This window comes from Micrococcaceae bacterium Sec5.7, assembly GCA_039636785.1.
Taxonomy (GTDB): domain Bacteria; phylum Actinomycetota; class Actinomycetes; order Actinomycetales; family Micrococcaceae; genus Arthrobacter.
Map to the genome: position 1 here is coordinate 63,999 of CP144169.1, position 13,429 is coordinate 77,427.

Here is a 13,429-nt window from a genome sequence, read left to right on the forward strand (position 1 = left end):
TCCGGACCGCAAGAGGCACAATCCTCCTCAGCAGGAAGCCGCATGGCTTCAAAGTTGGAGGGCTGGATACGCGTAGTCAGCTGCTGCTCCCCCGCACCTCTGAATGAGACGTGCTGACGTGAATCCGATGACCCGGAATACGTTGAGGGCACAGCAAACTGCTCCACCAAGTGTACTACAGGGCCCCCGCCCTGACGGACCGGACCCAGGCACGTCCCGGAGGTTTTCCACATAGGTGCACACGCCACTTTCGAACGCCGTGCTGCGGGGCGAGGCTGGGGGAATGAAAGTTTCCGCCCTGCTATCCGCGCTGCTGCTGGCTACCGCCGCCGCAGCCCCGACTGCCCATGCGTCGAGCAGCATGCCGCAGGGCTCCGCGGCCTTGCCTGCCGCGGCAGAGACCACCGACGCCCGGGCGCCGTGGAGCTGGCCGCTCTCGCCCAGACCCGAAGTGCTTCGCCCGTTCGACCCTCCGGACAAGCCCTGGATGAGCGGCCACCGCGGCGTGGACCTTTGGGCAGCGCACGACGGCGCCGCGGTCACCGCTCCGGAGTCCGGCACCGTGAGCTTCGTGGGGGTAGTGGTGGACCGGCCCGTGATCACGATCGACCACGGCAACGGCCTGCGCAGCAGTTTCGAGCCAGTGCACAGCAGCCTTACAGCCGGGACGGTTGTTGCCAGGGGCCAGGAGATCGGCACACTGATAGCCGGGCATTGCGCCGTACCGGCATGCGTCCACTGGGGTGTCCGCCGCGGCGATGAGTACGTCAATCCGCTGCAGTTCGTGCTGGACCTGCGGCCGTCCATCCTGCTTCCGCTCGAGGCGGCTTCAGGACCAGACTAGACGATCGCCGAGATCCCGGTGATGGCCCGGCCGGTCACCAGCGTGTTGACCTCGTGAGTGCCCTCGTAGGAGTAAATGGCCTCCGCATCCGAGAAGATCTTCGCCATTTCGAAGTCGGTCACGATCCCGTTGCCGCCAAGGAGGCTGCGGCCCATGGCCACACTCTCCCGCATGCGGGCGGTGGTGAACGCCTTGGCCAGTGCCGACTGTTCATCCTTGGCCTGCCCGAGGTCCTCCAGCTGCGACAGCCGCACCATCATGCCCATGGAGCTGACGGCATTGCCCAGCATCTGGACCAGCTGGCTCTGCACCAACTGGAAGGAGGCCAGAGGGCGCCCGAACTGGTGACGATCCACGGCATAGCGGCGGGCGACGTCAAAAGCGGCGAGCTGCTGGCCGACGGCCTGCCAGGCAACGGCGAGGCGCGTGACCTTGAGGACCTTATTGGCGTCTCGGAAGCTGTTGGCATTGGCCAGTTTGAAGAAGTCCGGAACCACCACGTTTTCGAGCGTGATGTCGGCGTTCTGTACGGTGCGCAGCGAAATCTTGTTTTCGATCTTGGTGGCACTGAAGCCGGCCAGTTTGGTGTCCACCAGGAAACCCTTGACCTGGTTGTCTGCGAGGTCCCGCGCGTAAATAACAACCCAGTCCGAGAACGTGGCATTGCCGATCCAGCGCTTGGCTCCGTTCAGGATCCAGTGGTTTCCGTCGCGCTGGGCGGTGGTGCGCGTTCCGCCGGCAACGTCAGATCCCCCCAGCGGCTCGGTGAGGCCGAACGCGCCGATCTTCTTGAGCGAATAGATGTCCGGCAGCCAGGCATCCTGCTGTTCCTGCGAAGCGAGAGCCTCGATGGAGCCGGTGAACAGTCCGTCGTGAACACCCATGAAGGTGGCGATCGACGTATCCGCCCGGGTGACCTCGGCGTGGACCAGTCCGGCAAAGAGGTTGGAGTAGCCCTGGCGCTTCACGGGGCTGACCAGGTCAATTTCTGCCAGTTTGGGAATGAGGTCCATGGGGAATTCGCCACGGTTCCAGCAGTCAACCGCAATGGGCTTGACCTCGCGGGCAAGGAACGCGCGGATCTCCGCCAGCCTGTCCTTCTCCTTCTGGCTGAGCAGTTGCTCGAAGGCGAAGAAGTCGCCGTCGGCGTAGGGAAGGCTATTGATGTCGATAGCAGCTTTGGACATGATGTTCCTTCGCATGTGATCAGCAGTGACCAAGAGGTCCCGGCATAGGGCCGGCGGTAAGTTACTCATGGGTAACATACCGCAGTCCGTCCGGAGGCTGCAACTGCCGAGCCACGGACAGAGGGCCCGAACATGGAAAGAGCCGCAGCCGACGTTCGAAACGTCAGCCACGGCTCCTCCACGATCCTGCTTGGAACGGTAGGGCTACTCGGACTTGAACCGAGGACCTTAGGATTATGAGTCCCGCGCTCTAACCAGCTGAGCTATAGCCCCGTGCGCCCTGCCCGGACCGGCTCAAACCGGAGCCATTCCGTTGCGGGGCAAAAACACTCTAGCAATAGTAATCGCCAGAGGCGTGCCAATTCGCATGGATCTGGTCCCTGCGTCGCCCGACGGCCGTTCAGACCACCATGTCGTCGTAGCTGGCGCCACGGTACAGGTCCTCGAACGTCTGGAGGGTCCTTTCGATGCTGTGGGGTTCCACCATCCGCCGGCTTGCTTCTCCCATGGCGGCCAGATCGGCGGCAGGCAGTTGAAGGATCCGCGTTATCTTGGAGGCGAGGTCATTGCTGTCGTTTGGTATAAACAGGTAGCCGTTTTCGCCGTCGCGCACGAGGTGCGGCAGCGCCATGGCGTCGGCGAGCACCACCGGCGTGGATGCAGACATGGCTTCCAGAGTGACCAGTGACTGCAGCTCGGCGGTTCCCGGCATGCAGAACAAATCCGCCTTGATGTAGGCCTCCCTCAGGTCCTCATCGCTCGCCAGGCCAAGGAACCTCACGCGGTCCTGAAGCCCCAGGCATGCAACCTGCGCCTCGAGGGCAGGACGCACCTCCCCGCCGCCTACGATTTCCAGGTGGACGTTCAGCTCTGCGGGTGTCCTGGCAACGGCATTGATCAGCACATCCACATGCTTCTCTTCAGCCAAACGGCCGGCAAACATCACCGTGGGTTTGACATGGCGGTCTATGACCTCGCCAGCCCGCCGCTCATATGCCGAGGCATCGATCCCGTTGGAGAGCGGCAGCACCTTGCGCAGGAAGGCATGCTGGTGCATTGCTTTGGCGGCCAGGGGCGTCGGTGTTGTCACAACATCTGCCTGGCCCATGACCTTGCCCATGTCCTTCCAGGAGATCCGGCCCACAATATCCTTGAACCACTGCGGGAACGGCAGGAAAGGGTTCAGGTTTTCCGGCATGAAGTGGTTAGTGGCCACAACCCTGATGCCACGCTTCACGGCCTCGTACAGGACCTGCTCGCCGATCATGTAGTGGCTCTGGATGTGCACAACGTCCGGCTTGATGCGGTCGAAGAGGAGGCTGATGTCCTTCTTGATTTCCCACGGGAAGCAGATCCGGAAGTACTCGTGCGTAAACACCCCGTGCGAACGGAGCCGGTGCACGGTGGCCTCGGAGCGGAACTCCGTAAAGGCCTTGCCGTTGTCCGCCCGGCACGCCAGGACGTTGACGTTATGCCCGCGGGCTCTCATGCCCTTGGCCAGCCGGTAGCCGAACATGGCGGCTCCGTTGATGTGGGGCGGGTAGGTGTCCGCAGCAATCAGGATGGTCAGTGGTCGCTGGTTAGCGGGCGTGGTCACGTGGGGTGCTCCTGGTGGTCACGGTGCTGACAGCTGCTGCTGCCGGTACCGGATGGCCGCTGGCATATTGCGCCGGGCCTCAAAGTGAAAATCGGCTAATGGGACGCCCTGCCCGCAGCCTTCCGCGCTTCCTTCTTGCGCTTGGTGACCTCGGGATGGTGCCTGGAAAGGGCGATCACCCCCACGATAGCAAGGGATGCCGCCGTAGCCATGGCAATCGCCAACACGGCGTGGACGTCCGGACGCAGTTCGCCCAAGATGGCGATCCCGATGGCAATGCCCACAATGGGGTCAATCACAGTGAGTCCGGCGATCACGAGGTCAGGAGGGCCGCCCGAGTAGGCACTCTGGACGAACCAGGATCCCAGTCCGCCGGCTGCCGAGATGGCCACAACGGAGTACCACTGGACGTTCAGCAGGGCCTGCCCGTTCGGATCCAGCAGGTGCTTGCCGATGATCCGCGTGAGCACGGCAACAAAGCCGAAAAGAACGCCGGCGCCCAGGATGTAAACGAAGGCGCTCATCCGGTGTTTGAACATCACCGCCAACGTCCCGAAAATTCCCACCGCCAGAGCCAGGAGCAGCACGATGGTCAGTTCGTCATAGGAACTGACGTGATGGTTTTCCTGAGTAACGTTCACAGCCAAAAGGACGAAGAGCGCAGAACCTGTGACGCAGGCTGAAATGGCAACCACCGTGGCCCGGTTGATGCTCAGCCCCTGGTCTTTGGCGTTGACGATGGTGGTGATGACCAAGGCAATCGCGCCGATGGGCTGCACCACCGTGAGCGGTGCGGAGACCAGCGCGATGGCATTCATCACCATTCCGGCGCACAGCAGCAGGAGACCAAAAACCCAGCGCGGATTCCGCAGGAGCCGAAGGAATCCTTTGGAGCTCAACGCAAGTCCGCCGGTATCGGCTTTTACTGCGCTCCCCTGGCGCTGCGCGCCGAACGCCAGGAAAAAAGCGCCAAGCACCGCCAGAAGAACCGCCAGCCAGACCATCAGGCGGCTCCGCCGTCGTCGGCTGTCTGATTTCTGCCCTTCCTGAGAATGGCCCAGAAGTAGTTGTAGGCAGCGATCCAGTGGCCTATCAGGCCCAGACCCAGCACGATCCAGGCAACGAAAAAACAGACCTCCGCCAGCGGAATTGGCAGTTTGGAGAGCACCAGCAGCGGAGTGCCCAGCAGCAGCAGTCCCGTGCGGGTCTTCCCGATCCGGCTCACAGGCAAATCGGGATGGCTGCGGAAGAAGAAGAGCGACATCGCCAACAGGACGGCATCAGGCACCACAAGTGCGGCCAGGTACCACCACTGCACAACACCGGCAATCACCAGGGTGACGGCAACCGCTATCAGCGCCAGCCGGTCCGCTATCGGGTCCATGACACGGCCCAGCTTGGATGTCTGGTTAAAGCGGCGCGCCACGTAGCCGTCGATCCAGTCGGTGCCGCCCATAATTGCGAGCACCAGCACCCCGTACCCGTATTCCTCCCGGGCCAGCACCAGCCAGACGAACAGCGGAACGCCCAAAAACCTCAAAACGGTGAGGAAGTTGGGGACGGTGAAGATCAGATCGTGATCGATCTGCGGCTGGCCGGGCCGGGAACCGGCGCCGATGAATCTCATCCGGTCCCCCTTTCCGTTTCCGGCAACGTGTTTGGGCTCAGGGCAGTGCCTAACTCTTGAACAGTTTGCGCAACAGGACCAGCAGAACCGCAGTTGATGCTGCCAGGGCCAGCAGCGGTTTCCACCGCGCGTCCAGAGGCACCACTGTGGCCTGTGACGTGCCGCCCGACGCGGACGGGGAAGAGGCGCTGAAGGCGGCGAGCCTTTCTCCGGCCTTGTCCTTGCCGTCCATCAGGAGATCCTTGCCGCCCCTCAGACGGTCCTGGGCCGCTCCAAGCAGGGCCTGTGCCTGCGTTTTGACGTCGAGTTCCTGCCCGAGATTGTCCCGTACTCCGGTGAGGTGTTGGCGCCTCTGAACCAGTCGGCGGCGGAGTTCAGCCTCCGTGGGGGCCGGGACCTCATTGGACTTTGCCGCGGCCTTTTCCGCCCTTTCCGCCTTGGCCTTGGCTGCTGCCTCGGCTTTGGCCGCCTTTGCAGCCTTGGCTTGGGCTGTGCTGGGATCGAGGAGCGCGGCGTTGTAGGCCGAGCCCTCCTTGGCGATGCCGAGGTCATGCTTGAGTCCGCGGATGGTTTCCTCCGGCACCAGCGGCATGGCCTTCTTGAACTTGCGCAGGCCAATCAGGGCGCCTATCACAGCAATGAGCAGAAACACGCCGCACACCAGCAGCGCGGCAAGCCACGCCGGCATGACGGTGGCCAGTCCCATGATGGCGGCAACTATCAGTCCGATGAGAAGAAAAGCAAGAAAGGCCAGGGCAACGGCGAAGAAGGCGGCGGCGACGCCGAGCTGAATGCCCTTGCGCTTGATCTCGAACTTGGCCAGCGCGATCTCATCATTTAGCTGGCGCGGGGCCAGCCGGAAAATGAGGCCAAGTGTTTTGGGCAGCGCAGAAATGCGCAGTCCCGGACTTATCCGTCCGCTGTGCCGTCCACTCATCGGTTCCGCCTAACTGGTTCCATGGTCGATTCGACTTCCGCTGGATTCAGGGCCTGTGTTGCTTCGCACAGCCCCCGCTGACAAAACTATCATTCAGGTACCGGCCGGACTTCTGGTAATACTGCGCGGCGGCACCTCCAACGATGTAAAAGTATGATCTGTGGGCCCTAGGATTGATCCCTGTGAGCATTCCCACGAATCCGGGCGATTCCCTGAGCCGCCGTCAGAAGCTTCTTTACATCCTCCTGCTTGGCGCACTGACCGCGCTGGGCCCGTTCACCGTCGATCTCTACCTGCCGGCGTTCCCCGCACTGGAAACGAGCCTCGGGGTCTCCGAGGCGGCCGTCCAACTGACGCTGACCGGAACCACCATCGGTTTTGCCCTTGGCCAGCTGGTGGTGGGTCCATTCAGCGACAAGTTCGGACGGCGGCTCCCCCTGATCCTGGCCACCGCCGTGCACATTGCAGCATCAGTGGGGGCTGCGCTTTCCACGGACATTGCCACACTGGGGCTGTTCAGGGTCCTGATGGGCATGGGTGCCGCCGGCGGCGGCGTAGTGGCCATGGCCATGGTCCGCGACCTCTTCAGCGGCTATGCCATGGTGCGGATGTTCTCCCGGATGGCCCTGGTCAACGGGCTGGCGCCCATTCTGGCCCCGGTCATCGGTTCCCAACTCCTGCTGGTCATGCCGTGGCCAGGGATCTTTGTTTTCCTGGCGTCCTACGGCACGGCCGTAATCATCGCCGCGATCTTCCTGGTCCGGGAAACGCTCCCCCGTGACAAGCGCGGGAAGTCCGGCCTGACGGCGGGCCAGCGCTACCAACTGCTGTTCGCGGACCGGGTCTTTGTGGGCCTTCTCCTGCTGGGCGGCATGAACTTCGCCGGGCTGTTCACCTACCTCTCGGCATCGCCATTCCTCTTCCAGGACGTCTACGGGTTCTCGCCCCAGCAGTACGGCCTGCTGTTCGGCGTCAATTCGCTGGGCATCGTGGCCGGGGTACAGACGAGCTCCCGGCTCATAAGGCGTGTTCCCCCGCAATGGATTCTTGCCTGCTCCACGGCCTGGATGTTCGTGATGGCCGTGCTCATCGTCATCTTCGACCAGCTGGGCTTCGGGCTCTGGGGCGTCATGGTGCCGCTCTGGTTCTACATCCTGGGTACCGGGTTCACGTTCCCTTGTGTCCAGGTGCTTGCACTGGCCAATCACGGCGCACAGGCAGGCACGGCAGCCTCACTGCTTGGGGCAGCAACATTCATGATGGCGGGCCTCGTCTCACCCGTGGTGGGCTGGCTGGGCGTGGGCTCCCCCACCCCAATGGGCGCAGTGCAGGCGGTCTGCATCCTGCTGGCCGTAGCGGCTTTGTGGCTCGTGGTGCGGCCAAAGACCGTCCCGTCCATCCACTAGGCCGGCCACATGACTAGTCTGGGCGCATGACTACGAGACCGAACCGAAACCGCCGGGGGCTGTTCCTCGGAGCGGTGATTGGCGCCGTCGTCGGCTATTTTGCCGGCCGCGCCGTCGGAAACACGGCCATCTGCATCATTCTGGGTGCCCTAGCCGGCTCCGCCCTGCTGTACCGGCTCAACCCGGGTCCGTGGAATCGGCCGTAGCGGGCCCTGTCGCCCGGACATGTGGGCGCGATAAAGTTGGAATGTGCCCAGCTGGCAGAATCCTCCGCCTCTTCCGGCCACGTGGCAGCGGTACGACGCCGGCATTCTGCCTCTGTGGTGGGATCGCCTGTGCACGCAGACCAGCACCCAGTCCGCCGCACTCTACGCGGCCGGCCTATTCACCGAGGATCGCCGGCGCCCCATTGCCCAATGGTTCAACCCCGCGTTCAACGCAGCGCTGCTAGTGGCTCCCGAGACATCCCCCGAATGGCCGGTACAGCGCTTCGGCATCTTCTACGCCCCGCCGGACAGCGGCTTCACCCGGGTACACTCAGCACCCCACGAGTGGCACCCACGTGAACCCAGGCAGTCCCCCACCGAGGAGGAAGCCTTCCAGGCGGCTGTGGCCGAAGCAGAGCGGTTCCTGCAGGTGGAGATGGACTTCGTCTGAGCCGCGGCTCCAGCCCGGCGTCGCTTCAAGGAGGCAGCGCATAAAAAAGTCCCGCAGCCGGCTGTTCGCCGGCCACGGGACCTGTCAGCTCCTCCTGCTGGACTTGAACCAGCAACCCTTCGATTGTTGGTCCGTTTTGATCCGTTCCTACGCCCTTGCTTACGCCTTGATCTCCGTTGCCGCAGCCCGTCTGGAGGACGACGCGGCCCCCAACTCCTCCCCCGATTCATCCGGCGAAAGCATATCTGGATCCGCCATGGACGTCGGTGGAATGACTTTCGTAGCGATGATCACCGTCCCGTGTGGCGGTTGTCTTCAGCCCGCCGTCGATGTCGTAGCCGTGCTCCGGCTCAGTCAGAGCAAACGCTCCAACCTTCTTGAAACGGTCAATCCGGGCAGCCAATCGAGGCGCTGCTGCTCGGAGCCCAGCTGATGGATCATGCCCACAATCAGATCGTTGTGGATTCCCGGCAAGGCGGAAAGCGAGACTTCGGCAGGCGCCGTCTCAACGTCAGCCCCCTGAAGAGCATGCTGCTGCCATCGATCCGGTGACCCCCAACCGGTCCACCACATACATCAATCCACCCTCGGCTGGGCTCGTGGCGGCACAGCGGCAGAAGCGGGCCGGGCTTCGGCCCTAAGTCGTGACCGCAGGGGTATGCATTCCCTTCATCCCATTGCCGGCTGATGCACCGGCGAGGCGGAGCCAGGTGTCCACCACGGTGTCGGGGTTCAGTGAGACGGAATCGATGCCTTCGCCCACCAGCCACTCGGCGAAGTCCGGATGGTCGCTGGGGCCCTGGCCGCAGATCCCCACGTATTTGCCGCGGGCCTTGCAGGCCTTGATGGCCATGCTCAGCAGCTTCTTGACCGCGGGGTCGCGTTCGTCGAAGCTGCCGGCGACGATGGCGGAGTCCCGGTCCAGGCCGAGGGTCAGCTGAGTCATGTCATTGGAGCCGATGGAGAACCCGTCGAAGTGGTCCAGGAATTCGTCGGCCAGCAGCGCGTTGGACGGCAGCTCGCACATCATGATGACCTCAAGGCCGTTCTCGCCGCGGCGCAGTCCGTTCTCCGCGAGCAGATCGATGACGCCGCGGGCCTCGTCGAGGGTGCGCACAAAGGGGATCATCAGTTTGACGTTGGTCAGCCCCATCTCATTGCGGACAAAGGAGAGGGCCTCGCACTCGAGGTCGAAGCAGTCCCGGAAGGACGGCTCCAGGTATCGGGAGGCGCCGCGGAAGCCGAGCATCGGGTTCTCTTCGTGCGGCTCGTAGGCGGGCCCGCCGAGCAGGTTCGCGTACTCGTTGGACTTGAAGTCGGACATGCGGACAATCACCGGCTCGGGTGCGAACGCCGCGGCGATGGTTGCCACCCCTTCGGCCAGGCGCTTGATGTAGTAGTCGCGCGGGCCGTCGTAGGCGGCAATCCGATCCCTGATTTGCGCGGCCACGTCCGCCGGCTGGTCGTCCGGGTTCAGCAGCGCCTTGGGGTGGATGCCGATCTGGCGGTTGATGATGAACTCCAGCCGTGCCAGGCCCACACCGTGGTTGGGCAGCTGCGCGAAAGTGAACGCCTGCTCCGGGGTGCCGACATTCATCATGACCTTGACCGGGGCCTCGGGGAGCTGGGTGATCTCGGTTTCTTCGACGCTGAAGTCCAGAAGTCCTTCGTAGATCAGACCGGTCTCGCCCTCGGCGCACGAGACCGTCACCTCGGTGCCGTCGGACAGGATGTCCGTGACGTCCCCGGTGCCGACGACGGCGGGAATCCCCAGTTCCCGGGCGATGATCGCCGCGTGGCAGGTACGTCCGCCGCGGTTGGTCACGATGGCGGAGGCACGCTTCATGATCGGTTCCCAATCCGGGTCGGTCATGTCAGCGACAAGGACGTCGCCGGTTTCGAAGCCGGCCATCTGGTCAATGGCCGTGAGGATCCGGACGCGCCCGGCGCCGATACGCTGGCCGATCGCGCGGCCCTCGGACAGCACCCGGCCGGTCCCGTTCAGGCGGAAACGGCTCAGCTGGCCGGCGGGTCTGCGGGACTGCACGGTTTCCGGGCGCGCCTGCAGAATGTACAGGCCGCCGTCGATCCCGTCCTTACCCCACTCGATGTCCATGGGGCGACCGTAGTGGGTCTCGATCGCCACGGCGTGGCGGGCGAGCTGCGCGACGTCGTCGTCCGTGATGCTGAAGCGGCTCCGCAATGAAGCCTCTACCGGCACAAAGTCGATAGTACGGCCGATTTCACGGCTGGCCGTGTACGTCATCTGGAGCGCCTTCTCGCCCAGCCCGCGCTTGAGGATGGCGGGGCGGCCCGCCTGCAGCGCGGGCTTGTACACGTAGAACTCATCCGGGTTGACAGCACCCTGGACCACGGCCTCACCGAGACCGTAGGAGGACGTGACGAACACAGCGTCCTGGAACCCGGATTCGGTGTCCATGGTGAACATGACGCCGGAAGCCCCGACGTCGGAACGCACCATACGCTGGATTCCCGCCGAGAGTGCCACCTCTGCGTGCTCGAATTTGTGGTGCACCCGGTAGGCGATGGCCCGGTCATTGTAGAGGGACGCGAACACATCCTTGATGGCCAGCAGGATGTTCTCGATGCCCCGGACGTTCAGGAAGGTTTCCTGCTGCCCGGCGAAGGAGGCATCAGGAAGATCCTCCGCCGTCGCGCTGGAACGGACCGCCCAGGAAAGGTCCGCCGAGCCCCCGTGCTTGTCCACCAGCTTCTGGTAGGAGGTGCGGACCTGAGCTTCAAAGTCCGGCAGGAAGGGCGTCTCGCGCATCAGGGTCCGGATCTCCTGGCCCGCGGCGGCCAGGGCGGTCACGTCATCGGTATCCAGGCCGACCAGCCTGTCGGCAATCTTCTGATCCAGACCGGAATCCGCCAGGAACCCGCGATAGGCGTCTGCTGTCGTGGCGAAACCGTCCGGTACCCGGACGCCGGCGGAGGTCAGGTTCTGCACCATCTCACCGAGGGAGGCGTTCTTACCGCCCACCCGATCAAGGTCCTTGAGTCCGAGTTCTGAGAACCACAGGATGTCTGTCGTCATTGTCACTGCTCCTTTGCAAATGGTGGCATGCGCGGCGCTGCCTCCGTGTGCGGCGATCACCGCTTGGACGGAGGCCCTGTCCACAGTGACAGGTCTCCGCCAGTCTTTCCACATGACGTACGCCACATGGTATTTGTGAAACTTTTCCCTAATGCTTGAACTTCATCCGCTGCAGGATGGTGGCAGCCATTTCCTCCACAGACACACTGGCCGAATTCAGGTAGGGAATCCCATGGGACACATACAAACGCTCGGCGCTGCGCAGCTCAAATCCGCACTGCCGCAGCGACGCGTACGGCGAGCCGCGACGGCGCTCAGTGCGGACCTGGCTCAGGCGGAGGGGATTGGATGTGAGGCCAAAGCACTTCCCAACGAACGGCCTCAGCGGCTTGGGGAGCCCCTCCCTTTCGAAATCTTCGTCCACCAGCGGGAAGTTCGCGGCGAAGATACCATGCTGCAGCGCCAGATACATGGTGGTGGGCGTTTTGCCGCAGCGGGAGGGTGCCACCAGGATGATTTGCGCCTTTTCCAGCGCACGCAGGCTCTGGCCGTCATCATGCTCCATGGCATATTCGACGGCGGCCATCCGGGATTGGTAGCGCGCCGCGTTGCCCAGGCCGTGCGCCCGGCCCGGTTCCCCGCTGGCCCGGGCGCCAAGGGCCCGCTCCAGCTGTCCGACATGCGTCCCGATAAGATCCACGATGGTTGCCTTGCACATGGCCAGGGTATTGCGGATGTCGCTTCCAACCGCGGTTGAAAAGACGATCGGTGCCAGGCCCTGGGCGGCCAGATCATCGATGATGTTCACGACGGCCTGCGCTTGTTCGACAGTCATGATGAAGGGGATCGTAGTGCGGTCAAAATTGCTGGCAGGGAACTGCGTCAGCAAGGTATTGCCGAGCGTTTCTGCGGTGATGCCCGTACTGTCCGAGAGGAAGTAGACCGGGCGGGGATCATCATTTGTCATGAACGCATTCTCCACCAGCGCGAACCGTGTCTGGAATGTCGGGTCGGGGACTCAGTAAATGTATCGGGCATCGCGCGGCGTCTGCGCGCACGCTGATATTGCACCCCGAAACCCAGCCGGTTACCCGCGCCACGACGGCGACCAACCAACTCCAGATCCCGGTCATCGAGGAAGAAGAACCGTTCCAACTCAGCCCGAGAAACCGGACCCGCGAACTGCCCGTACACCGATACTTGATCATCACTCAGGAACTCAACTGGCACACCACCAACCTAAAGCCAATCCCTAGCGCTTAGCGCCAACCACTGTTCCCCTGCAGGTTAAACCCCAAGAAAGGAGACGACCTTGGCAATGTCGTCGGGCGTCTCAATGCGCCCCAGCACGATGCCGTCAATGTTCTGCTCATGGATCGGCACGCTGGGACTCTATCCCGATCCCATCAGGATGCTGCGGGCGGCTGGCCTGCTCAGTTGACCGACGCGGCCCTGGCTGTTTCGATGGCGCCCATCACGCGGTCGGTGACCTCGTCGATGTCCCCGGTGCCGTCCACTTTGGCCAGTATGCCGCGTTCGGCATAGCGGGCGACGATGGCCTCGGTCTGCCCATGGTAGAGGTCCAGCCGGTGTTGGATGACTTTTTCATTGTCATCGCTGCGGCCGGAGTCCTTGGCCCGGCCCAGGAGGCGGCGGACGAGCTCTTCATCGTCGGCGGTCAGCTGGAGGACGAGCGCGAGTTCCTGCCCTTCGCCGGCCAGGATGCCGTCCAGTTCATCCACCTGCCCGGCGGTGCGCGGGTAGCCGTCCAGCAGGAAACCCTCCCGGGCATCCTGCTGCTGCAGACGGTCACGCACCATGGAATTGGTGACGCTGTCCGGGACGAAGTCGCCGTTGTCCATGTACTTCCCGGCCTCAACGCCAAGCGGCGTCCGCCATCTGACGTTGTCGCGGAAGATGTCTCCGGTGGAGATCGCCACGACCCCAAGACGTCCGGAGATTCGTTCGGCCTGGGTGCCCTTGCCGGATCCGGGCGGACCGATAATCAGCATTCTCGTCATCGTAAAACCCTTCGTCGTGCCGTTGTTGGAGCTGAGCGTCAATCTGCTTTCGGTTCCAGCATCAAGCGCGTGTTCGTGATTGAGGCAGGGTGCCA

The 13,429-nt window shown here is 63.4% G+C and carries 12 protein-coding genes, 1 tRNA gene and 1 pseudogene; 4 read left to right on the top strand and 10 right to left on the bottom strand.

Annotation, left to right across the window (positions count from 1 at the left end):
* Positions 1 to 283: 283 nt before the first annotated feature.
* Positions 284 to 844, top strand: a complete 561-nt coding sequence (locus tag V3C33_00320; GenBank protein XAS67834.1) for a M23 family metallopeptidase — start codon at positions 284 to 286, stop codon at positions 842 to 844.
* Here V3C33_00320 and V3C33_00325 read toward each other — a convergent pair.
* From V3C33_00325 to V3C33_00350, 6 genes are all read right to left on the bottom strand, one after another.
* A complete protein-coding gene (locus V3C33_00325; GenBank protein ID XAS67835.1) occupies positions 841 to 2,031 on the bottom strand; it encodes an acyl-CoA dehydrogenase family protein in 1,191 nt (396 codons plus the stop codon). The two genes, V3C33_00320 and V3C33_00325, sit on opposite strands and share 4 nt — an antisense overlap.
* A gap of 199 nt (positions 2,032 to 2,230) precedes the next feature.
* Positions 2,231 to 2,304 (bottom strand) — tRNA-Ile (locus V3C33_00330).
* Between the two features lie 127 nt (positions 2,305 to 2,431).
* Positions 2,432 to 3,628 (bottom strand): glycosyltransferase, encoded by a 1,197-nt coding sequence (locus V3C33_00335; GenBank protein XAS67836.1) that lies wholly within the window; start codon positions 3,626 to 3,628, stop codon positions 2,432 to 2,434.
* Between the two features lie 95 nt (positions 3,629 to 3,723).
* A complete protein-coding gene (locus V3C33_00340) occupies positions 3,724 to 4,632 on the bottom strand; it encodes a DMT family transporter (GenBank protein ID XAS67837.1) in 909 nt (302 codons plus the stop codon).
* Complete coding sequence (locus V3C33_00345; GenBank protein XAS67838.1) at positions 4,632 to 5,255, bottom strand: CDP-alcohol phosphatidyltransferase family protein; 624 nt, start codon at positions 5,253 to 5,255, stop codon at positions 4,632 to 4,634. Before V3C33_00345 ends, V3C33_00340 begins: the two co-directional genes overlap by 1 nt.
* A gap of 49 nt (positions 5,256 to 5,304) precedes the next feature.
* Positions 5,305 to 6,192 (bottom strand): phage holin family protein, encoded by an 888-nt coding sequence (locus tag V3C33_00350; protein ID XAS67839.1) that lies wholly within the window; start codon positions 6,190 to 6,192, stop codon positions 5,305 to 5,307.
* A gap of 176 nt (positions 6,193 to 6,368) precedes the next feature.
* Here V3C33_00350 and V3C33_00355 point away from each other — a divergent pair, with 176 nt between their 5' ends.
* The 3 genes from V3C33_00355 to V3C33_00365 are packed head-to-tail and all read left to right on the top strand — an operon-like array spanning position 6,369 to position 8,255.
* A complete protein-coding gene (locus tag V3C33_00355; protein XAS69819.1) occupies positions 6,369 to 7,598 on the top strand; it encodes a multidrug effflux MFS transporter in 1,230 nt (409 codons plus the stop codon).
* Positions 7,599 to 7,624: 26 nt separating this feature from the next.
* Positions 7,625 to 7,804 carry a hypothetical protein gene (locus V3C33_00360; GenBank protein ID XAS67840.1) on the top strand — a complete coding sequence of 60 codons (180 nt, stop codon included), beginning with the start codon at positions 7,625 to 7,627 and terminating at the stop codon, positions 7,802 to 7,804.
* A gap of 43 nt (positions 7,805 to 7,847) precedes the next feature.
* The gene (locus tag V3C33_00365; GenBank protein ID XAS67841.1) at positions 7,848 to 8,255 is read left to right on the top strand and encodes a hypothetical protein; all 408 of its coding nucleotides are present in this window, start codon (positions 7,848 to 7,850) and stop codon (positions 8,253 to 8,255) included.
* Between the two features lie 289 nt (positions 8,256 to 8,544).
* Here V3C33_00365 and V3C33_00370 read toward each other — a convergent pair.
* The 4 genes and pseudogenes from V3C33_00370 to V3C33_00385 form a co-directional block, all read right to left on the bottom strand.
* Positions 8,545 to 8,815 (bottom strand): annotated as a pseudogene (locus tag V3C33_00370) (acyl-CoA dehydrogenase family protein).
* Positions 8,816 to 8,892: 77 nt separating this feature from the next.
* Positions 8,893 to 11,313, bottom strand: coding sequence for a phosphoenolpyruvate synthase (gene ppsA / locus V3C33_00375; protein ID XAS67842.1), 2,421 nt, complete (start codon positions 11,311 to 11,313; stop codon positions 8,893 to 8,895).
* A gap of 148 nt (positions 11,314 to 11,461) precedes the next feature.
* Positions 11,462 to 12,280, bottom strand: coding sequence for a pyruvate, water dikinase regulatory protein (locus tag V3C33_00380; GenBank protein XAS67843.1), 819 nt, complete (start codon positions 12,278 to 12,280; stop codon positions 11,462 to 11,464).
* A gap of 466 nt (positions 12,281 to 12,746) precedes the next feature.
* Positions 12,747 to 13,325 (bottom strand): adenylate kinase, encoded by a 579-nt coding sequence (locus V3C33_00385; protein ID XAS69820.1) that lies wholly within the window; start codon positions 13,323 to 13,325, stop codon positions 12,747 to 12,749.
* Positions 13,326 to 13,429: the final 104 nt, after the last annotated feature.